Source organism: Variovorax sp. SG517 (assembly GCF_013376045.1).
Taxonomy (GTDB): Bacteria; Pseudomonadota; Gammaproteobacteria; order Burkholderiales; family Burkholderiaceae_C; genus Variovorax.
The window spans coordinates 286,726-307,428 of the sequence record NZ_JABMJG010000009.1 but is presented as its reverse complement, the minus strand read 5'-3'; the positions used below and the strand labels follow the sequence as shown (position 1 = coordinate 307,428).

The following is a 20,703-nucleotide window of genomic DNA, read 5'->3' as shown; positions in this document are numbered from 1 at the left end:
CTGTTCCCGACAGGTGGCGCTCGCGCCGGTAAAATTCAAGGCAACCGGAAAGCATAAAGCCACATCCGGTTGCAGCGCAGCTTTCATCCCAAAGGACCTTTCCATGTCTATGTTCACCGCGGTCGAAATGGCACCGCGCGACCCGATCCTCGGCCTCAACGAACAATTCGCAGCCGACACCAACCCCAACAAGGTCAATCTCGGCGTCGGCGTCTATTACGACGACAACGGCAAGCTGCCCCTGCTGCAGTGCGTGCAGGCGGCCGAGCAGAACATGATGAAAGCGCCCACCGCGCGCGGCTATCTGCCCATCGACGGCATCGCCGCCTACGACAACGCCGTCAAGGCGCTGGTCTTCGGTGCCGACAGCGAACCCGTCACCTCCGGCCGCGTCGCCACCATCCAGGCCATCGGCGGCACGGGCGGCCTGAAGGTCGGCGCCGACTTCCTGAAGAAGCTCAACCCCAACGCCAAGGTGCTGATCAGCGACCCGAGCTGGGAAAACCATCGCGCCCTCTTCACCAACGCCGGCTTCGAAGTCGAGAGCTACCCCTACTACGACGCAGCCAAGCGCGGCGTCAACTTCGACGGCATGCTGGCCGCGCTCAACGCAGCCCCCGCCGGCACCATCGTCGTGCTGCACGCCTGCTGCCACAACCCGACCGGCTACGACATCACCGCGGCCCAGTGGGACCAGGTCGTCGCCGCCGTCAAGGCCAAGGGCCTGGTGCCCTTCCTCGACATGGCCTACCAGGGCTTCGGCTACGGCCTGAAGGAAGACGGCGCCGCCGTCGCCAAGTTCGTCGAAGCCGGCCTGACCTTCTTCGTCTCGACCTCGTTCTCCAAGAGCTTCAGCCTGTACGGCGAACGCGTCGGTGCCCTGTCGGTGCTGTGCGAGAACAAGGAAGAAGCCGGCCGCGTGCTGTCGCAGCTCAAGATCGCCATCCGCACCAACTACAGCAACCCGCCCACGCACGGCGGCGCAGTGGTGGCAGCGGTGCTCGGCAACCCCGAGCTGCGCGCCCTGTGGGAAAAGGAACTGGGCGAGATGCGCGTGCGCATCAAGGCCATGCGCCAGGCGCTGGTCGACGGCCTGAAGGCCGCCGGCGTGAAGGAAGACATGAGCTTCATTACCACCCAGATCGGCATGTTCAGCTACTCGGGCCTCACCAAGGACCAGATGGTCCGCCTGCGCAACGAGTTCGGCGTGTACGGCACCGACACCGGCCGCATGTGCGTGGCCGCGCTCAACAGCAAGAACATCGGGCACGTCTGCGCCTCGATCGCCAAAGTCATCTAGGTGACAGCAAGGTGTGAGGGAATCCGCCCAGGCGACGATTCCTTCACACTTCTTCGCAGAAGGGCTCTGGCAACGGCTCGATGTAGGGGTTAGTGCCTCCTGCAACGCCGCGGATGCACTGATATATTGCACCGCAACATTCCACTCCAACTCCAGCGATGCTCTATCAACTCTACGAAGCCCAGCGTTCCTTGATGGAGCCGTTCTCGGACTTCGCCCAGGCGGCCTCCAAGCTCTACAGCCCCGGCGCCGTATGGGGCCAGCTGCCGATGGCCCAGCGCATGGCCGCGAGCTACGACCTGCTCTACCGCCTCGGCAAGGACTACGAGAAGCCCGAGTTCAACATCAAGTCCGTCAAGGTCGAGGGCAAGGAAGTCGTGATCCAGGAGGCCGTCGAGCTCGACAAGCCCTTCTGCGAGCTGCGCCGCTTCAAGCGCTTCACCGACGAGCCGCACATCCTCAAGACGCTCAAGAGCCAGCCCGTGGTGCTGGTCGTGGCGCCGCTGTCGGGCCACTACGCCACGCTGCTGCGCGATACCGTGCGCACCATGCTGCAGGACCACAAGGTCTACATCACCGACTGGAAGAACGCGCGCCTGGTGCCGTTGTCGGAAGGCGAGTTCCACCTGGACGACTACATCAACTACGTGCAGGAGTTCATCCGCCGCCTGCAGGCCGAATACGGCAACTGCCACGTGGTGAGCGTGTGCCAGCCGACGGTGCCCGTGCTCGCGGCCGTGTCGCTCATGGCCAGCCGCGGCGAGCCGCTGCCGCTCACCATGACCATGATGGGCGGCCCCATCGACGCTCGCAAGTCGCCCACCGCGGTGAACAACCTCGCGATGAACAAGAGCTTCGAGTGGTTCGAGAACAACGTGATCTACCGCGTGCCGCAGGGCTTCCCAGGTGAAGGCCGCCGCGTGTACCCCGGCTTCCTGCAGCACACCGGCTTCGTGGCGATGAACCCCGACCGCCACGCGAGCAGCCACTACGACTACTTCAAGGACCTGATCAAGGGCGACGACGCCAGCGCCGAGGCCCATCGCAAGTTCTACGACGAGTACAACGCCGTGCTCGACATGGACGCCGATTACTACCTCGAGACCATCCGCACCGTCTTCCAGGAGTTCGATCTCGTCAACGGCACCTGGGACGTGAAGAACCCAAAGGGCCAGGTGGAGCGCGTGCGTCCGCAGGACATCCACAGCACCGCCCTGCTCACCGTCGAGGGCGAGCTCGACGACATCTCCGGCTCTGGCCAGACCGAGGCGGCGCACAGCCTGTGCACCGGCATCGCCGACGACAAGCGCGAGCACTACGAGGTCAAGGGTGCCGGCCACTACGGCATCTTCAGCGGCCGCCGCTGGCGCGAACTGGTCTATCCGAAGATGAAGAAGTTCATCGAGGCCAACGACCAGCCGCAAAGCCGCGCCGGCAACCGTGGCGGCCTCGGCGCCGAAGACACCGTCAGGCCCGGGCGCAAGATCCCCGCTTCCGTGGCCGCCAAGAAGGCGCCCGCGAAGAAGACCGCGACCGTGGCGGCGAAGAAGCGCGCCGCCCGCTGAAGCGGCTGCGCATCGACAACGCGAAGTGAACGGACTGGCCGCACGCATCAACGACGCACTGCCTCAGACGCAGTGCACACGGTGCGGCTACCCGGATTGCGCAGGCTACGCGCAGGCCATTGCCGACGGCGAGGCCGGCATCAACCAGTGCCCGCCCGGCGGCGCCGAAGGCATTGAGCGGCTCTCCCGCATCACCGGCCGCCCCGCCCTGCCCCTCGATCCCCAGTTCGGCGCCGAAGGCCCGCGCGCCATGGCAGTGATCGACGAGGCCTGGTGCATCGGCTGCACGCTGTGCCTCGATGCCTGCCCCACCGATGCCATCGTCGGCATCAACAAGCGCATGCACACCGTGATCGAAGCCCATTGCACGGGCTGCGAGCTGTGCATTCCGGTCTGCCCGGTGGACTGCATCTCGCTCGAGGTCGAGACGCCGGGCCTCAGCGGCTGGCAGGCCTGGTCGGCCGAGCAGGCCAACAGCGCGCGCGCCCGCTACGAGGTGCACGGCAAACACCGCAACACCGACGCCCGGCTGGCAGAAGCCGCCGACGCACCCGAAGCCCCGCAAGACGCCGACGCGCGCAAGCGCTCCATCGTCGAGGCGGCACTGGCGCGTGCCCGCGCCGCCTCGCAACAGAAACGCCCTCCGGCGGCCAAGCCATGACGCTCGACACCCTGCTGATCTACGTCGTCGCCTCGCTCGCGCTGGCCCTGATTCCCGGGCCGACGATGCTGCTGGCGCTGTCCAACGGCATCGAAGGCGGCATGCGCCGCGCGAGCTGGGGCATTGCCGGGGCGTCGCTCGGCAGCATCACGCTGATCGCCGTCGTCGCGCTCGGGCTGGGTTCGCTGCTGGCGGCTTCGGAATGGCTCTTCAACGCGATCCGCGTGGCGGGCGTTGTCTACCTCGTGTGGCTGGGCATCAAGCTGTGGCGCAGCGAGGCGACCGACCTGCGCACCGCGCTGGCCAGGGCGCCGCTCGAAACGCGGCCGCACGGGCGCATCGCACTCGTGCGCAGCCTGGCGGTGGCGCTGTCGAACCCGAAGACGGTGCTGTTCTTCGCGGCCTTCCTGCCGCAGTTCGTCGACATCACGAAGCCGCAGGGCCCGCAGTACCTGCTGCTGGGCGCGGTGTTCGTCGCGCTCGACACCTGCGTGATGCTGGCCTACGCAGGCGCCGGCACGCAGGCCGTGCGGTTTCTCTCGCAGCGCGGCATCAGGATGATGAACCGCGGCTGCGCGGCCGGCATGTGGCTGCTCGCCGCTACCCTGGCCGTGTGGCGCCGTCCCGGCGCTTGAAGAGCATCAGCAGCACGCCCGCTAGCACCACAACCACGGCGTACCACTCGAAGCGCGTGACGGCTTCGTTGGCAATCCACACGCCCAGCAGCATCGCGATCACCGGGTTGACGAAGGTGTAGCTCGCGGCCAGCGCGGCCGGCGCCCTGGCCAGCAGCACCATGTAGGCGTTGAAGGCGATCAGCGAACCGAACACCACCAGATAGGCCCACGCGGCGAGCGCCATGGGCTGCGGCGGCCAGCTCATGGTCTCGCCCGAGACGGCGGCCATCCCCATCAGCACCACGCCGCCGCAGAGCATTTCGCTCGCGAAGCCCATCGCGCCGGGCGCCAGCGGCAGGCTGCGCTGGCTCAGCACGCTGCCCAGCGACCAGCAGGCTGTGGCGATGCAGATCGCCACCAGCCCCTCGGGCGACGAACGAAAGCCGCTGCCCTGCGTGAGCATCAGCACGCCGACAAGGCCGAGCGCAATGCCCGCCGCTTCCAGCTTCGACGGCTTAACACCCCAGATCAGGTTGAGCAGCGCGATCAGCAGCGGAATCACCGCGATGAACGCCACCACCAGCCCCGAGCCGATCGACACCTCGGCGTACGCCGTGCCGCCCATGCCGCCGCCCAGCATCAGCGCGCCGACAATCAGCGCGTTGCGCCACTGCGCGAGCGACGGCCACGGCGCGCCGCGCCAGCGCATCCAGGCCGCGAGCAGCACGCCCGCGAACAGGAAGCGCGAGCCCATCTGAAGGAAGGGCGGGAAGCTGATCAGCGCGTACTTGATGGCGAGGTAGGTGGAGCCCCACACCACCCATGTGGCGGCAAGGCAGAGCCACAGCAGTGGCGGCAGCCCGGGGCGCGTGGTGCCGGGTGCGGCCTGGGCGGGAGAAGCGAGAGTCGGCATGCGAGGGTGTCTCTTGTTGGTATCGAGGTGCCGGTCATGGTATGAAAGCCATCCTTCCGCAGCCATGCAGTTTTCATGGTTCTGCCCCTGCTTCACCGTCGATTTGAAGGACTTGCATGGACTTTGCCTTGAACCCCGCCCTGGACGCCCACGACACCCGCATCCTCGCCGAACTGCAGGCCGATGCGCGCCTCACCATGGCCGAACTGGGCCGCCGCGTGCACCTGAGCCAGCCGGCCGTGACCGAGCGCGTGAAGAAGCTGGAGGCGGCCGGCGTCATCAGCGGCTACCGCGCCACCGTCAACCTCGGCAAGCTGGGCTATGGCATCCGCGCCGTCATCCGCGTCGGCCGCGCCGACTACGACCTCGTCGTGAAGCTGGTGCAGGAGACGCCCGAATGCGTCAATGCCTACAACGTGACCGGCGAGGACAGCTGGATCCTCGAGATCGCGGTGATCGACGTGAGCCACCTCGACGCGGTGGTCACCAAGTTCTGCATCCTCACCGAAACGGCGACCTCGATCATCCTGAACCCCGCGCGCGAGCACCAGCCGATGCTGCCGCCCCGCAGTTCGGACGTGAAGCCGCCGATCCGGAAGGTGCTCAACGCGTAGCGGCCAACGCGCCGAAGGCCGCCACCACCTCGGGCGGCGCCTGCACCATCTCGATCAGCACGCCCTCGCCCGCGATCGGGAATTCGTCGTTCGCCTTCGGGTGCAGGAAGCAGATGTCGAAGCCGGCCGCACCCTTGCGGATGCCGCCCGGCGCGAAGCGCACGCCCTGCGCGGTGAGCCATTCGACGGCCTTGGGCAGGTCGTCGATCCACAGGCCGACGTGGTTCAGCGGCGTGGTGTGAACAGCGGGCTTCTTCTCGGGGTCGAGCGGCTGCATCAGGTCGACCTCGACCTTGAACGGCCCCGCGCCCATCGCGCAGATGTCCTCGTCGACGTTCTCGCGCTCGCTCTTGAAGGTGCCCGTGACCTCGAGCCCCAGCATGTCGACCCACAGCTTCTGCAGCCGCAGCTTGTCGGGCCCGCCGATGGCGATCTGCTGGATGCCCAGCACCTTGAAGGGACGCTCGGTGACGGCAGTCATGCGGCGCACCCTTCCGCCTGCTCCTGCACCTGGCGCGAATTCAGGCCGAGCTTGCGCAGCAGCACCGTGTCAGCCTCGACGTCGGGGTTGCCGGTGACGAGCAGCTTGTCGCCGTAGAAGATCGAGTTCGCGCCCGCCATGAAGCACAGCGCCTGCACCGCGTCGCCCATCTGCTGGCGGCCGGCCGACAGCCGCACGCGCGCGGTCGGCATCGTGATGCGCGCGACGGCGATCAGGCGCACGAAGTCGAACGGGTCGACCGGCTCCGAGTCGGCCAGCGGCGTGCCGGGCACGCGCACCAGGCTGTTGATGGGCACCGATTCCGGGTACGGATTCAGGTTGGCCAGCTGCGCGATCAGCCCCGCCCGGTGCACCGGCTGCTCGCCCATGCCGACGATGCCGCCGCAGCACACGCTGATGCCGGCGCTGCGCACGTTGGCCAGGGTGTCGAGCCGGTCCTGGTAGGTGCGGGTGTCGACCACGTCGGTGTAGTACTCGGGCGCGGTGTCGAGGTTGTGGTTGTAGTAGTCCAGGCCGGCGGCCTTGAGCTGGTGCGCGTGGTGCGGCTCCAGCATGCCAAGCGTGGCGCAGGTCTGCATGCCCAGGCCCTTCACGGCCTCGACAAGTACTGCCACCTTCTCGACGTCGCGGTCCTTCGGCGCGCGCCATGCGGCGCCCATGCAGAAGCGCGTGGCGCCGGCGTCCTTGGCGGCCTGCGCGGCGCGGACCACCTCTTCCACCTCCATGAGCTTCTGCGCCTTCACGCCGGTGTCGAACTCGGCCGACTGCGGGCAGTAGCCGCAGTTCTCGGGGCAGCCGCCGGTCTTCACCGACAGCAGAGTCGCCAGCTCGATGTCGCCTTCGGGGAAATGCTGGCGGTGCACGGTCTGCGCCTCGAACAGCAGGTCCATCAGCGGCTTGTCGAGCAGCGCCTGGATCGCCTCGACGGACCACGGGCCCTGCGGCGTCGCGACCTTGGCGGGGCGGTGCAGCGTGATCGCTTGTTGAAAGTCGTTGGCACCCATCAGTTGAACTCCAGAATGATCTGATCGACGGCGAGCGATTCGCCCTTGTTCGCCGAAATCTTGCCCACCACGCCATCCTGCGCGGCGAACAGCACGTTTTCCATCTTCATGGCCTCGATCACGGCCAGCTTCTCGCCGGCGCGCACCTGCTGCCCGGGCTGCACCGCCACCTCCACCAGCAAGCCCGGCATCGGCGACATCAGGAACTTGCTGAGGTCCGGCGGCGCCTTGTAGGGCATGAGCTCGAGCAGGCGCGCGCCCAGCGGCGACAGCACCATCGCCTCGATCTGCGTGCCGTCGTGCGACACGCGCAGCGCCAGCGGGCTCTTGCCTGCGCCGCGCTCCACCTGCGCGGTGAAGGGCCTGTCGTTGACGATGCCTTGCACGCGGATGGCGCCCAGCGCGAGGCTGCTGTCGATCTTGTAGGTCTTGCCGTTCACGGTCACCGAACTCGCGCCGGTCTTGCCGTGGAAGTCGGTCACCGAGACCGGGTGGTGCACGTGCTTGCCCTCGTGCCCCAGCTCGACCACCACAAACTGCTCGCCCACCTTCACGCCGTGCCCTTCGAGCTGCCCGCTGATGCCCGAAGCCCGCGCGCGGTAGCGGCGATGCACGTAGGCCGCCAGCGCGACCAGGAACGAGGGGTCGGCGTGCGGCACGTCCTCGGCGTGGAAGCCCTTGCCGTAGTGCTCGGCGATGAAGCCGGTGTTGAAGTCGCCCGCCACGAACTTCGGATGCGCCAGCAGCGCCGCCTGGAACGGGATGTTGCTGCTGATGCCGCGGATCACGAAGCCGTTGAGCGCCTCGCGCATGCGGGCAATGGCGTGCTGGCGGTCCTTTCCGTGCACGATGAGCTTGGCGATCATCGAGTCGTAGTACATCGGGATCTCGCCGCCCTCGTACACGCCCGTGTCCACGCGCACGCCGTTCAGGTGCTGCGTGTCGCTCGCGAACATGGTCTCGCCCGGCGGCTGGAACTTCACCAGCCTGCCGGTGGAAGGCAGGAAGTTGCGGAACGGGTCTTCGGCGTTGATGCGGCACTCGATGGCCCAGCCGTCGCGCTTCACCTGCTCCTGCGTGAGCGGCAGCTTCTCGCCGGCCGCGACGCGGATCATCAGCTCCACCAGGTCGAGGCCGGTGATGCACTCCGTGACCGGGTGCTCCACCTGCAGGCGCGTGTTCATCTCGAGGAAGTAGAAGCTCTGGTCCTTGCCGACCACGAACTCCACCGTGCCCGCGCTCTGGTACTTCACCGCCTTGGCCAGCGCCACGGCCTGCTCGCCCATCGCCTTGCGCGTGGCGTCGGAGATGAAGGGCGACGGCGCCTCCTCGATCACCTTCTGGTGGCGGCGCTGGATGGAGCATTCGCGCTCGTTCAGGTAGATGACGTTGCCGTGCGAGTCGCCCAGCACCTGGATCTCGATGTGGCGCGGCTCCTCGACGAACTTCTCGATGAACACGCGGTCGTCGCCGAAGCTGTTGCGCGCCTCGTTGCGGCAGGAGGTGAAGCCCTCGAAGGCCTCCTTGTCGTTGAAGGCCACGCGCAGGCCCTTGCCGCCGCCGCCGGCGGAGGCCTTGATCATCACCGGGTAGCCGATGTCCTTCGCAATCTCGACGGCGCGCTCCGCCGTTTCGATGGCGTCGTTCCAGCCCGGAATGGTGTTGACCTGGGCCTCGTTGGCGAGCTTCTTCGAGGCGATCTTGTCGCCCATGGCCGCGATCGAGTAGTGCTTGGGCCCGATGAAGGCAATGCCCTCTTCCTCGACCTGCCGCGCGAAGGCTTCGTTCTCCGACAGGAAGCCGTAGCCCGGGTGCACGGCCTCGGCGCCGGTCTTCTTGCAGGCCGCGATGATGCGATCGGCCTGCAGGTAGCTTTCGCGGCTCGGCGCGGCGCCGATGTGCACGGCCTCGTCGGCCAGCTCGACGTGGCGGGCCTCCTTGTCGGCGTCGGAGTAGACGGCGACCGTGAGGATGCCCATCTTCTTCGCCGTCTGAATCACGCGGCAGGCGATTTCGCCGCGGTTCGCAATCAGGATCTTCTTGAACATGTTCTTCTTCTCCGTACCGCTCACAGTGGAATATTTCCGTGCTTGCGCCACGGGTTCTCGAGCTTCTTCTCGCGCAGCATCACCAGCGAGCGGCAGATGCGCTTGCGGGTCTCGTGCGGGAGGATCACGTCGTCGATGTAGCCGCGCGCGCCCGCCACGTAGGGGTTCGCGAAGCGGGCCTTGTACTCGGCCTCGCGGGCGGCGAGCTTCTCAGGGTCGTTCTTGTCCTCGCGGAAGATGATCTCCACCGCGCCCTTGGCGCCCATCACCGCGATCTCGGCGCGCGGCCAGGCGAGGTTGACGTCGCCGCGCAGGTGCTTGGAGGCCATCACGTCGTACGCGCCGCCGTAGGCCTTGCGCGTGATGACGGTGATCTTCGGCACCGTGCACTCGGCGTACGCGTAGAGCAGCTTCGCGCCGTGCTTGATGATGCCGCCGTACTCCTGGCCCGTGCCGGGCATGAAGCCGGGCACGTCGACGAAGGTGACGACCGGGATGTTGAATGCATCGCAGAAGCGCACGAAGCGCGCGGCCTTGATGCTGCTCTTGATGTCGAGGCAGCCCGCCAGCACCAGCGGCTGGTTGGCGACGATGCCGATGGTCTGGCCTTCCATGCGTGCGAAGCCGATCACGATGTTCTTCGCGTAGTCGGGCTGCAGCTCGAAGAAGTCGCCGTCGTCCACCACTTTCAGGATGAGTTCCTTGATGTCGTAGGGCTTGTTCGGGTTGTCGGGCACCAGCGTGTCGAGCGAGTAGTCGAGCCGGTCGGCCGGGTCGCCCAGGCCGTTGTTGCCCAGGCGCACCGGCGGCTTCTCGCGGTTGTTCAGCGGCAGGTAGTTGTAGAGGCGGCGCAGCATCATCAGCGCCTCCACGTCGTTCTCGAAGGCCATGTCGGCCACGCCGCTGCGCGTGGTGTGCGTGATGGCGCCGCCGAGCTCCTCCGCGGTCACGCTCTCGTGCGTGACGGTCTTCACCACCTCGGGGCCGGTGACGAACATGTAGCTCGAATCCTTCACCATGAAGATGAAGTCGGTCATGGCGGGCGAGTACACGGCGCCGCCGGCGCAGGGGCCCATGATCATGCTGATCTGCGGCACCACGCCCGAGGCCATCACGTTGCGCTGGAACACGTCGGCATAGCCGCCGAGCGAGGCCACGCCTTCCTGGATGCGCGCGCCGCCCGAGTCGTTCAGGCCGATGACCGGTGCGCCGACCTTCATCGCCTGGTCCATCACCTTGCAGATCTTCTCGGCATGCGCTTCGCTGAGCGCGCCGCCGAAGACGGTGAAGTCCTGGCTGAACACGAAAACCAGGCGGCCGTTGATCATGCCGTAGCCGGTGACCACGCCGTCGCCGGGCACCTTCTGCTCGGCCATGCCGAAGTCGACCGAGCGGTGCTCGACGAACATGTCCCACTCTTCGAAGGTGTTGTCGTCGAGCAGCAGCTCGATGCGCTCGCGCGCCGTGAGCTTGCCCTTGGCGTGCTGCGCGTCGATGCGCTTCTGCCCGCCGCCGAGACGCGCCTGGGCGCGGCGCTTTTCGAGTTGTTCGATCAGTTCTTGCATGAGAAAAGCCTCTTTGAAAAATCAGCAGTCGTAGGTTTCGCTGTACTGGAACGACGCGCCTGGCATGGTGGCCAGGATGTCCATGAATTGCGCGATGGCACCGCAGCGTTCGCGCGGGCAGTAGGACTGCGCGTTGGAGAGCGGTCCGAACGACAGGTCGGTGAAGCCGCCGCCTTTAGCCGGCAGCACCTGCACCCATTGCGCCCGGAGTGTTTCGCCGTGGCGGCAATACACGGTGTTGTGGATGTCCGATACGCCCCAGGCATCGCCGGAGGCCGCGGACCACAGCACCAGTTGGTGGTTGGCCGCGCCATTGCCCTTCAGCAGCGCGAAGTCGGGCACGGTGAAGTGCAGCGACGGCCTGCGCAGCACGCGCTGTGCCGTGATCAGCGCGCGGATGTCCCCTGGGCTGCCGCGGTGCAGCGCCTGTTCGTGCGCAGGGCCGGCCTGCAGCCTCGCCACCGTGTGGGCCTGGCGCAGCATGGCGTCGAGCGTCACTTGTTCCTGCTGCCACGCATCGACCCACGGCGTGGCCGCGGCGATCTCGTCGTCCCAATCCAGGCACAGGATGCCGCTGGTCTTCCCCTCGGCTTCGTCGTTGCGTGGCGCGCCGTACCAGGAGACGCTCACGTTCACACCGCCCACGCGCCACCCGGCGTTCACGACGACATTCCAGGCGTTCTCTTCCTTGAAGCGCGCCGGTTGCATTTCGCCGTAATCGGGCATGCTGAGTTGCGCGACCAGTTGCGCATGCGCTCGCAGCACGAAGTCGACGTGCGACTCGCTCTCGGGCAAGTCGAGCCGGTGCCACACCTGCATCACCGGACGTCCCGGGTACGGCGCCATGAGTTGCATGCGGCTGCTGCGCAACCCCAGCACATCCACACCCGGCACGCGCCAGGCGCCCAAGCCAAGTTCCGCATCCGCAGATCGCAGACCCAGCGCCTCCAATTGCTCGAAGGTCGTGCCCCAGGCGAAGGTGCCCGCCGCGGTGTCGAAGCCGCGCGCGATGCTGTCGGCGTTCAGCCAGTCCATGCGGTTTCGTCGCCTGCGTAAAGGCCGAGCAAACGGCGTGCCGCGGTGGACGGCGCCAGCTCAAGCGCGCCAACCTGGCCCAGCAGCGCCGGCAGCTCTTCCTTCACGCGCGGGTGGTGGCGGAAGGCATGGCGCAGCCCCGCTTCGATGCGGTCCCACATCCATGACTTGGCCTGCAGTTGGCGGCGTGCCATGAGCCGGCCGTTGGCGCCCTGCAGCATGCGAAAGCGCTCGACCTGCGTCCAGAACGCCTCGACGCCCTGCCCCAGCAACGCGCTCAACTGGATGGCTTGCGGGTGCCAGAAGGTCTCGTCGTGATGGGCATGATTTGGATGGCCATGCTGGCCGAAGAGCCGCAGCGCCGAGGTAATCTGCGCCTGCGCGCGGGTGGCGGCGTCCTTGTCGATGTCGGCCTTGTTAATGACGACGAGGTCGGCCAGCTCCATCACGCCCTTCTTGATGGCCTGCAGGTCGTCGCCTGCGTTGGGCAGCTGCATGAGCACGAACATGTCGGTCATGCCGGCCACCGCGGTTTCGCTCTGGCCCACGCCGACGGTCTCGACGATCACGATGTCGTAGCCAGCGGCTTCGCACACCAGCATCGCCTCGCGCGTCTTCTCCGCCACGCCGCCGAGCGTGCCGCTCGACGGGCTGGGCCGGATGTAGGCGCGCTCGTGCACCGAGAGGCGCTCCATGCGCGTCTTGTCGCCGAGGATCGAGCCGCCCGAGACAGTGGACGACGGGTCGATGGTGAGCACCGCCACGCGATGCCCCTTGCCGATCAGCAGCAGGCCCAGCGTCTCGATGAAGGTCGACTTGCCGACGCCCGGCACGCCCGAGATGCCAAGTCGGAAGGAATTGCCCGTGCGCGGCAGCAGCGCCGTGAGCAGCTCGTCGGCCTGCGCGCGGTGGTCGTCGCGCGTCGATTCGAGCAGCGTGATCGCCTTGGCGATGGCGCGCCGCTGCGGCATGCCTTCGGTGCCGGCGATCGCGTTCTCCAGGACCTTTGCCTTGTCGCTCAGCACGCAGCCTCCGACGCCACGCGCCAGCGGTAATGCAGGTCGACGCCCTCGCCGCCCTCGAGCACGAAGCCGTGGCGCAGGTAGAAGCGGTTGGCGTCGCTCTTGACGAGCGCGGTGAGCTTGATGTCCAGCCGCTGCTCGCGCGCCTGCGACTTGGCCCATTCGAGCACCCATTCGCCGATGCCCAGGCCCTGGAAGCCGGTGCGCAGGTAGAGATGATCGAGGCGCAGCGCATCGCTGTCCTCGGGCTTGAGCGTGACGAAGCCGATGCGCTGGTCGCCGTCGAGCACGATGTGGTGCATGTACGGCACCACGAAGCCCGCGCTCAGGCGTTCGCGCGAACGCGCCACGTCGAAGCGGCCGACGCGCTCCAGGCTCGGGCGCATCGCGTCGATGCGCAGGGCCAGCATGGCCTCGAAATCGCTGGAATCCACCGGCTGCAGCGACAGCCGCGACAAGAGATCGCTCACGACGGCGCGCCTCAGGCAGTGACCGCCGCGCGAATCTGCTCCAGCACGTCCTTGGCGCTGGCGGGAATGGGTGTGCCCGGTCCGTAGATGCCCTTGACGCCGGCGTCGTAGAGGAACTCGTAGTCCTGCCGCGGAATGACGCCGCCGACGAACACGATGATGTCGTCCGCGCCCTGCTTGCGCAGCTCGTCGATGATGGCCGGCACAAGGGTCTTGTGGCCGGCCGCGAGGGTGCTGACGCCGACGGCGTGCACGTCGTTCTCGATGGCCTGGCGCGCGCATTCCTCGGGCGTCTGGAAGAGCGGGCCCATGTCCACGTCGAAGCCCAGGTCGGCGAAGGCCGTGGCGACGACCTTGGCGCCGCGGTCATGGCCGTCCTGGCCGAGCTTGGAGATCATCACGCGCGGGCGGCGGCCCTGCTCTTCGGCGAAGGCGTTGATCTCGGTCTTGAGCGTTTCCCAGCCCTCGGCGGAGTCATAGGCGGCGGCGTACACGCCGGTCACCTTCTGCGTGTCGGCGCGGTGGCGGCCGAACGATTTTTCGAGCGCATCGGAGATCTCGCCCACCGTGGCGCGCAGGCGCACCGCATCGATGCTCAGGGCCAACAGGTTGCCGGTGTTGTTCTCGGCGGCCTCGGTGAGCGCGTCGAGCGCAGCCTGCACCTTGGCGCCATCGCGCGAGGCACGGATCTTCTGCAGGCGCGCGACCTGCTGCTCGCGCACCTTCACGTTGTCGATCGAGAGGCTGTCGATCGCGTCTTCGCTCTTCAGCTTGTACTTGTTGACGCCGACGATCACGTCCTTGCCGGAGTCGATGCGCGCCTGCTTCTCGGCGGCGGCGGCCTCGATCTTGAGCTTGGCCCAGCCGCTGTCGACCGCCTTGGTCATGCCGCCCATCGCCTCGACCTCCTCGATGATGGCCCAGGCCGCGTCGGCCATGTCCTGCGTGAGCTTCTCCATCATGTAGCTGCCGGCCCAGGGGTCGATCACGTTGGTGATGTGGGTCTCTTCCTGGATGATGAGCTGCGTGTTGCGCGCGATGCGCGCGCTGAACTCGGTGGGCAGCGCGATGGCCTCGTCGAGCGCGTTGGTGTGCAGGCTCTGCGTGCCGCCGAACACCGCTGCCATCGCCTCGATGGTGGTGCGCACCACGTTGTTGTACGGGTCCTGCTCGGTGAGGCTCCAGCCGGAGGTCTGGCAGTGGGTGCGCAGCATCAGGCTCTTGGGGTTCTTCGGCTCGAACTCCTTCATGATGCGGCACCACAGCAGGCGCGCGGCGCGCATCTTGGCGACTTCGAGATAGAAGTTCATGCCGATGGCCCAGAAGAAGCTCAGGCGGCCGGCGAAGCCGTCCACATCGAGGCCCTTGGCCAGCGCGGTCTTCACGTATTCCTTGCCGTCGGCCAGCGTGAAGGCGAGCTCGAGCGCCTGGTTGGCGCCGGCTTCCTGCATGTGATAACCGCTGATCGAGATCGAGTTGAACTTGGGCATCTTCTGCGCCGTGTACTCGATGATGTCGCCGATGATCCGCATGCTCGGTGCGGGCGGGAAGATGTAGGTGTTGCGGACCATGAACTCCTTGAGGATGTCGTTCTGGATGGTTCCACTGAGCTGGTCCTGCGCCACGCCCTGCTCTTCCGCCGCGACCACGTAGCCCGCGAGCACCGGCAGCACGGCGCCGTTCATCGTCATGGACACGCTCACCTTGTCGAGCGGGATCTGGTCGAACAGGATCTTCATGTCCTCGACCGAGTCGATCGCCACGCCGGCCTTGCCGACGTCTCCGGTCACGCGCGGGTGGTCGCTGTCGTAGCCGCGGTGGGTGGCCAGGTCGAAGGCCACGCTCACGCCCTGCCCGCCGGCGGCCAGCGCCTTGCGGTAGAAGGCGTTCGATTCCTCTGCGGTGGAGAAGCCGGCGTATTGGCGGATGGTCCAGGGGCGCACCGCGTACATGGTGGCCTGCGGGCCGCGCAGGTAGGGCTCGAAGCCCGGCAGCGTGTCGGTGTACTTGAGGCCCTGCAGGTCGGCGGCGGTGTACAGCGGCTTCACCGTGATGCCGTCGGGCGTGATCCAGTTCAGCGCGCTCACGTCGCCGCCGGGTGCGGACTTGGCTGCGGCCTTGGCCCAGGCTTCGAGATCGGCTTGCTTGAAAGAGGGTTCGGGTTTGCTGCTCATGAAGGGGCCGTTCGCAGTGTCTTGCTTGCAGGGTATTCGCAAATTCGCCTGCAGGGATCTGCAAGCCGGCCGCGAGTCTAACCGATCCATAATTATTAATTCAAACACCGTTTTTGAAGTACAGTCCGGCCCATGTCCGCCGTCACCCTCACCCCCCGCGCCCTCTACGAAGAGGTCGCCGAACTGCTGCGCCAGCGGATCTTTCGCCGCGAGCTGGAGCCCGGCAGCTGGATCGACGAACTCAAGCTGGCCGAGGAATACGGCATCAGCCGCACCCCCCTGCGCGAGGCGCTGAAGGTGCTGGCCGCGGAAGGCCTGGTGACGATGAAGGTGCGCCGCGGCGCCTACGTGACCGAGGTGTCGGAGCAGGATTTGGCCGACGTCTACCACCTGCTCTCTCTGCTGGAGAGCGACGCCGCCGGCGTGGTGGCCGAGCGCGCCACCGACGCCCAGCGCGCCGAGCTGAAGGCGCTGCATGCCGAACTTGAGGCCGCAGCCTCGCCGGAGGACCGGGAACATTTCTTCGCCGTGAACGAGCGCTTCCACATGCGCCTGCTGGCCATCGCCAACAACAAGTGGCGCGACCAGATGGTGGCCGACCTGCGCAAGGTGATGAAGCTCAACCGGCACAACTCGCTGCTCAAGGCGGGCCGCATCGGCGAATCGCTGGCCGAGCACCGCTCGGTGATGGCAGCCATCGAGGCGCGCGACGCGGAAGCCGCCATGGCCCGGATGCGCGAGCACTTCCAGAACGGGCTGGAAGCCGCGAACTGAGACCGCCCCCAGGCTTCGCGCACTTCGTGTCGCTTCGCCAACCCCCTCGCGGGGGCGATACCTGCGGCCCGGCAAAGCCGGTTCCGCGGTATCCCGCGAATCCTCGGGTCGCTTCGCATCCCCGGGAAGGAAATCAGTCCAGGCGGAGGGTGCCGGTTTCGTTGGCCAGGCGCTGGGCGGTTTCGAGGAGCAGCGGAGCTATGCGCCCCACCATGGCTTCCTTGGGCAGCAGGTAGGCGGGGCCGCCGCAGCTCACCGAATAGCGCTCGCCGCGCGGGCCTTCCAGGGCGAAGCCGATGGCGTGGATGTGCGGGTTCCATTCGCCGAAGGAGCCGCAGTAGCCCAGCGCGTCGTACTCGTCCAGGCTCGAGATCAGGCCCGGCTCGATGGCGCCCCAGCTTTCTCCGCTCTCGGCCCGGATCTGCGCCAGCAGTTCGGACTGCTCCACCTCGGGCAGCGCCGCGAGGTAGGCACGCCCTGCGGCCGAGGTGGCGATGGTCATGCGCGTGCCCACCTCGATGCGCGAGCTGATGACCACCGAGCGGGGCCGCAGCGAATCGATGACGAGCATGTCGAGTTCGTCGCGCACGCCCAGGTGCACGCTCACGCCAGCCGCCTCGGACAGCGCCGCCAGGTGCGGCCGCGCCACGGTCCGAAGGTCGAAATGGCGCAGGTAGCGGCTGCTCATGTCCAGCAGCGCCGGACCGAGGCTGAAGCGCTCGCTGTCCTGGGACTGTCGTAAATACCCCGCACTCACCAGCGTGGCGGTGAGCCTCGATACCGTGGCCTTGGGGATGCCGGTGGTGTCTGCCAGTTCGCGATTGCCTATGGGAGCCGATGCCATTCCGATGACTCTGAGGAGGGCGAGCCCTCTGGCGAGTGCACTTACTTCTTCTTTGCCGCCAATCGCGTCACTCATGTATCCAAACCTTTTTATGTCCCTGATGCTCCTCATTCTTCAGCAAAAAACGGTTGACGCGCCACTAATCGTGAAGTAGCAATTTCGGAACAGTGTTTCAGGCGAGCGCCGACGGAGCCGCGCCCGGTCGGCGTCGGCCCGTGAAAAAGCAGGAAGTCGCGCGAAAAGAGGAAAAAGGTTCAGGCAGCCTGGACGGCTGGCTCGCGAGCCAGCGCCATGACTTCGTGCGCCGGCAGGGTCTTGAGCCGGTGGTCGCTCCAGACCTGCCGCCAGCGGCGCGCTCCCGGCAGGCCGTTGCGCAGGCCCAGCATGTGGCGCGCGATCGGCCACCAGTGCGTGCCGTGCTCGGCCGCCTCGCGAGCCATGTAGTCGCACATGAGCGACTCGACCTCTTCGCGCGTCAGCGTCTGCTCGCCAGCGCCGAAGAACTCGGCGTCCCATTCGGCGAGCCACCAGGGGTTGTGGTACGCCTCGCGCCCCACCATCACGCCGTCGAGCAGCCGCAGATGCTCGTGCACCTGCGCGTTGACGGTGATGCCGCCGTTGATGGCGATGTGCAGGTCGGGAAACTCGTGCTTCAGCCGGTGCACGAGTTCATAGCGCAGCGGCGGGATCTCGCGGTTCTGCTTCGGGCTCAGGCCCTGCAGCCAGGCGTTGCGCGCATGCACGATGAAAGTGTTGCAGCCGGCCTCGCTCACCTTGCCGACGAAGTCGCGCACGAACTCGTAGCTCTCGATCTTGTCGATGCCGATGCGGTGCTTGACCGTCACCGGGATGCCGACCACGTCGACCATCGCCTTCACGCAATCGGCCACCAGCTGCGGCTCGTTCATGAGGCAGGCGCCGAAGGCACCGCGCTGCACCCGCTCGCTGGGGCAGCCGCAGTTCAGGTTGATCTCGTCGTAGCCCCATTCCTCGCCGAGCTTCGCGCAATGCGCCAGGTCGGCCGGCTCGCTGCCGCCGAGTTGCAGCGCGACAGGGTGCTCCTCGGCGTTGAAGCGCAGGTGGCGCGGCACGTCGCCATGCATCAGCGCGCCGGTCGTGACCATCTCGGTATAGAGCAGCGCACGACGCGACAGCAGGCGATGAAAGTACCGACAAAACCTGTCAGTCCAGTCCATCATGGGTGCAACGGAGACGACCTTCTCTTCCAAAACGCGGGATTCCTGTGGCTGTGATCGCCAGCCCCGACGCCGGGCCGGCAAGCCCGCTAGTTTCTCACGCGGCCCTTTCCATGCGCTCCCGGCCGGCCATGTAGTTGCCCGGCGTCACGCCGAAGCAGCGGCGGAACCAGCGCGAGAAGTGCGCCTGGTCGACGAAACCGCACTGCGCCGCCACCTCCGCCGCCGCGTGGCCGTCGCGCAGCAGCGCCTTGGCCCGCCCGATGCGCGCGAGCCGCGCATAGTGGGCCGGCGTCATGCCCACGGCCACGCGGAAAAGGCGATGGAAGTGCTCCCGCGACACCCCCAGCCGCCGCGCCAGCCCGGCCGGATCGATCTGGCAGGCATCCTCCGTCGCCAGCGCCTCGCAGACAGCCTCCACGCGCGCGTCGCCCATGTGGCGCTCGACCGGCACGAGTTCGCCATCGGCCTGCGCGCGAAGAATCTCTTCCAGCAAGCGGCCGACCTGCGCGCCGTCTTCCGCCTGCGCGGCGGATGCCAGCGCCTCGGCCATGTCCGCGTCGCGCCACACGCCCTGCCCCAGCGTGCCTCGCAGGCCGGGCGGCCACCCCAGGCGCCCGCTCGCCCAGGCGTGCGGCACGTAGAGCATCACCATCCGAAAGCCCTGCGCGCTGACGCCGGCCGTATGCAGCATGAAGGGCGCCATCAGCACGATGTCGCCGGCCTGCGCCACCTGCCGCTCTCCGGCGCAGGTGAACTCGCAGCGGCCTTCCAGGATAGCGCCCACGCTCCACTCCGCGTGCCAGTGCAGCTCGAAGCGTGCCTTGGGATCGGCTGCGAACATGGCCTCGATCTGCGTGCCGCCTTCCATCGGCAGGCCGATCACGTGCGAGGCGGGTGGGCTTGCGGGCAGGTTGCGGCTCATCCCGCAAAGGGTAGCGCGGCCGGCGGCGTCACGCCGCGATGGCACCGCGCACGGTGAGGCCCATCCAGCCGGCGCTCGCGCCCGTGGCCTCCACCGGGCCGAGCGATGCCAGTTCCTCGACCGGATGCTCGTGGAATTTCAATGTCGCGCTGCCAGCGGTCCAGCCCGGCTCGACGCGGTCGATGATGTCGGCGCGCAAGTAGCGCGGCCGCGCCGCGATGCCCGGCTGCGTCAGGTCGGGCCAGCCGATGGCGCCCACGGTCGGCGCGGAAAGAAAACCCAGCCGCCCCGCCTTCTCGCCCGACAGCGTGACCGAGGCATCCACCAGGCGCCGCTCCTTCACGCTGAGGCTTGCGCCGAGACGGCTTCCCGCGGCAAGCGGCGCCGCCGCCGGATGGATCAGCGGCATGCTGCGCGTGAGCCAGGTCTGCCCGATCTTCTTGGGCCAGCCCTGCAGCCAGCCGCGCAGCAGCGAGATGTCCTGGTCGACGTAGATCAGCGGGCAATGGAAGAAGCGCGCATCGCCTGCACCGTCCTTCGGCGCGAACTCGAGCACCACGATGGTCTCGCGGTACTGCGCATACACCGGGTCTAGCAGCTCGCGACCGTCGTCGCCGCAGTACTGCCAGTCCGCGAAATGGACGCAGCCCTTGCCGGTGGCCGTTCCCAGTTCGGCCGGCACCAGCGCGGCGCCGCACGCGGCATCGAAGTCGAAGGCGATGTTGACGAGCCAGCCCGCGTAGTGCCAGGGCGGAGCCTGCACCAGCGCGCTGCGGCCGGAGGATGTGAAAGGAGGCGTAAAAGATTGCGGCATGACGATGCGCTGCGGGCGAGGCCGTTGTTGAAGACCGCCGCACGATATGGCCGTGCGCGCCACCACGTCTTGTACGCCAGTGATCCCGATCCCTCGTCCCGCAGCACTTTCCGTTCCTTCCCTTTCTTTTTCTTCTCCCGCGCAGGGTTCTACGGCAGATGAAGGCGTTGTCCGACTCGACACGCCGCGCCGGCAGGGACAATGCCCCGGTCGGCCCGAGACAAGCCGGCAAGAGAGCAAAGACAGAACAGAACGAGAAGCACCGACTGCGAACAATGACCCGTATCTACCTGATAGAAGACAACCCCCTGATCGCCACCACATTGACCGACGGCCTGCAGGAATTCGCCGACTGCGACGTGATCGGCACCGCCGCCACCTCGGGCAGCGCCATCGACTGGCTCAGGCAGAACCCGCAGGAATGGGACGCGGCGGTCATCGACATCTTCCTGGCCGAGGGCAACGGTCTCACCGTGGCGCAATACCTGCAGGAACACAAGTCGCCCGCACAACGCACCGTGGTGCTGATGAACCACGCGACTTCCGAAGTGCGCGAGGGTGCGCTCTCGGCGGGCGTGGATGCGGTGTTCGACAAGTCGCTGGAGCTCGAGGCCTTCTACGACTTCTGCAAGAAGCTGAACATCTCGCCGCGGCGCTGAG

20 protein-coding genes are annotated in these 20,703 nt (G+C 67.2%); 7 read left to right on the top strand and 13 right to left on the bottom strand.

Annotation, left to right across the window (positions count from 1 at the left end; translation table 11 throughout):
• The first annotated feature begins 103 nt into the window (after positions 1-103).
• From FHT32_RS26455 to FHT32_RS26440, 4 genes are all read left to right on the top strand, one after another.
• Positions 104-1,300 carry an amino acid aminotransferase gene (locus tag FHT32_RS26455; RefSeq protein ID WP_176667550.1) on the top strand — a complete coding sequence of 399 codons (1,197 nt, stop codon included), beginning with the start codon at positions 104-106 and terminating at the stop codon, positions 1,298-1,300.
• 158 nt (positions 1,301-1,458) lie between these two features.
• The gene (locus FHT32_RS26450) at positions 1,459-2,865 is read left to right on the top strand and encodes a polyhydroxyalkanoate depolymerase (protein WP_176667549.1); all 1,407 of its coding nucleotides are present in this window, start codon (positions 1,459-1,461) and stop codon (positions 2,863-2,865) included.
• 25 nt (positions 2,866-2,890) lie between these two features.
• Positions 2,891-3,526: an RnfABCDGE type electron transport complex subunit B gene (locus tag FHT32_RS26445; RefSeq protein WP_176667548.1), complete on the top strand. Its 636-nt coding sequence runs from the start codon at positions 2,891-2,893 to the stop codon at positions 3,524-3,526.
• On the top strand, positions 3,523-4,161 hold the full coding sequence (locus FHT32_RS26440; protein ID WP_176667547.1) for a LysE family translocator: 639 nt from the start codon (positions 3,523-3,525) through the stop codon (positions 4,159-4,161). Before FHT32_RS26445 ends, FHT32_RS26440 begins: the two co-directional genes overlap by 4 nt.
• On the opposite strand, the gene yedA is transcribed toward FHT32_RS26440, so the two are convergent.
• Positions 4,127-5,056 carry a drug/metabolite exporter YedA gene (gene yedA / locus FHT32_RS26435; protein ID WP_176667546.1) on the bottom strand — a complete coding sequence of 310 codons (930 nt, stop codon included), beginning with the start codon at positions 5,054-5,056 and terminating at the stop codon, positions 4,127-4,129. The genes FHT32_RS26440 and yedA overlap by 35 nt on opposite strands.
• Positions 5,057-5,172: 116 nt before the next feature.
• Here yedA and FHT32_RS26430 point away from each other — a divergent pair, with 116 nt between their 5' ends.
• Positions 5,173-5,670, top strand: a complete 498-nt coding sequence (locus FHT32_RS26430; RefSeq protein ID WP_176667545.1) for an Lrp/AsnC family transcriptional regulator — start codon at positions 5,173-5,175, stop codon at positions 5,668-5,670.
• Here the strand turns inward: FHT32_RS26430 and FHT32_RS26425 are convergent.
• The 8 genes from FHT32_RS26425 to scpA are packed head-to-tail and all read right to left on the bottom strand — an operon-like array spanning position 5,660 to position 15,490.
• Positions 5,660-6,151, bottom strand: a complete 492-nt coding sequence (locus FHT32_RS26425) for a VOC family protein (protein ID WP_176667544.1) — start codon at positions 6,149-6,151, stop codon at positions 5,660-5,662. The two genes, FHT32_RS26430 and FHT32_RS26425, sit on opposite strands and share 11 nt — an antisense overlap.
• Positions 6,148-7,176: a biotin synthase BioB gene (gene bioB / locus FHT32_RS26420; protein WP_176667543.1), complete on the bottom strand. Its 1,029-nt coding sequence runs from the start codon at positions 7,174-7,176 to the stop codon at positions 6,148-6,150. The genes FHT32_RS26425 and bioB overlap by 4 nt, the downstream gene beginning before the upstream one ends.
• Positions 7,176-9,224: an acetyl-CoA carboxylase biotin carboxylase subunit gene (gene accC / locus FHT32_RS26415; RefSeq protein ID WP_176667542.1), complete on the bottom strand. Its 2,049-nt coding sequence runs from the start codon at positions 9,222-9,224 to the stop codon at positions 7,176-7,178. The genes bioB and accC overlap by 1 nt, the downstream gene beginning before the upstream one ends.
• Before the next feature lie 20 nt (positions 9,225-9,244).
• Complete coding sequence (locus tag FHT32_RS26410; protein ID WP_019653176.1) at positions 9,245-10,789, bottom strand: acyl-CoA carboxylase subunit beta; 1,545 nt, start codon at positions 10,787-10,789, stop codon at positions 9,245-9,247.
• Positions 10,790-10,810: 21 nt separating this feature from the next.
• On the bottom strand, positions 10,811-11,824 hold the full coding sequence (locus FHT32_RS26405; RefSeq protein ID WP_176667541.1) for a hypothetical protein: 1,014 nt from the start codon (positions 11,822-11,824) through the stop codon (positions 10,811-10,813).
• Positions 11,812-12,795 carry a methylmalonyl Co-A mutase-associated GTPase MeaB gene (gene meaB, locus FHT32_RS26400; protein WP_176667616.1) on the bottom strand — a complete coding sequence of 328 codons (984 nt, stop codon included), beginning with the start codon at positions 12,793-12,795 and terminating at the stop codon, positions 11,812-11,814. Before meaB ends, FHT32_RS26405 begins: the two co-directional genes overlap by 13 nt.
• 47 nt (positions 12,796-12,842) lie before the next feature.
• Entirely contained in the window at positions 12,843-13,316 is a 474-nt protein-coding gene (locus FHT32_RS26395; RefSeq protein WP_019653178.1) for a GNAT family N-acetyltransferase, read from the bottom strand.
• 11 nt (positions 13,317-13,327) lie between these two features.
• Positions 13,328-15,490, bottom strand: coding sequence for a methylmalonyl-CoA mutase (scpA, locus tag FHT32_RS26390; RefSeq protein ID WP_176667540.1), 2,163 nt, complete (start codon positions 15,488-15,490; stop codon positions 13,328-13,330).
• Positions 15,491-15,622: 132 nt separating this feature from the next.
• Between scpA and FHT32_RS26385 the strand changes: the two genes are divergently transcribed.
• Entirely contained in the window at positions 15,623-16,264 is a 642-nt protein-coding gene (locus FHT32_RS26385) for a GntR family transcriptional regulator (RefSeq protein ID WP_176667539.1), read from the top strand.
• Positions 16,265-16,397: 133 nt separating this feature from the next.
• Here the strand turns inward: FHT32_RS26385 and FHT32_RS26380 are convergent, their stop codons facing one another.
• The 4 genes from FHT32_RS26380 to FHT32_RS26365 all read right to left on the bottom strand — a co-directional run bounded on the left by FHT32_RS26380 (position 16,398) and on the right by FHT32_RS26365 (position 20,043).
• A complete protein-coding gene (locus FHT32_RS26380; RefSeq protein WP_176667538.1) occupies positions 16,398-17,183 on the bottom strand; it encodes an IclR family transcriptional regulator in 786 nt (261 codons plus the stop codon).
• 179 nt (positions 17,184-17,362) lie between these two features.
• Entirely contained in the window at positions 17,363-18,388 is a 1,026-nt protein-coding gene (gene dusA / locus FHT32_RS26375) for a tRNA dihydrouridine(20/20a) synthase DusA (RefSeq protein WP_256099163.1), read from the bottom strand.
• A gap of 13 nt (positions 18,389-18,401) precedes the next feature.
• On the bottom strand, positions 18,402-19,229 hold the full coding sequence (locus tag FHT32_RS26370) for an AraC family transcriptional regulator (protein ID WP_176667536.1): 828 nt from the start codon (positions 19,227-19,229) through the stop codon (positions 18,402-18,404).
• A gap of 28 nt (positions 19,230-19,257) precedes the next feature.
• Positions 19,258-20,043: an acetoacetate decarboxylase family protein gene (locus FHT32_RS26365; RefSeq protein WP_176667535.1), complete on the bottom strand. Its 786-nt coding sequence runs from the start codon at positions 20,041-20,043 to the stop codon at positions 19,258-19,260.
• Positions 20,044-20,318: 275 nt separating this feature from the next.
• On the opposite strand from FHT32_RS26365, the gene FHT32_RS26360 reads away from it, so the two are divergent.
• Complete coding sequence (locus FHT32_RS26360) at positions 20,319-20,702, top strand: response regulator (RefSeq protein WP_176667534.1); 384 nt, start codon at positions 20,319-20,321, stop codon at positions 20,700-20,702.
• Position 20,703: the final 1 nt, after the last annotated feature.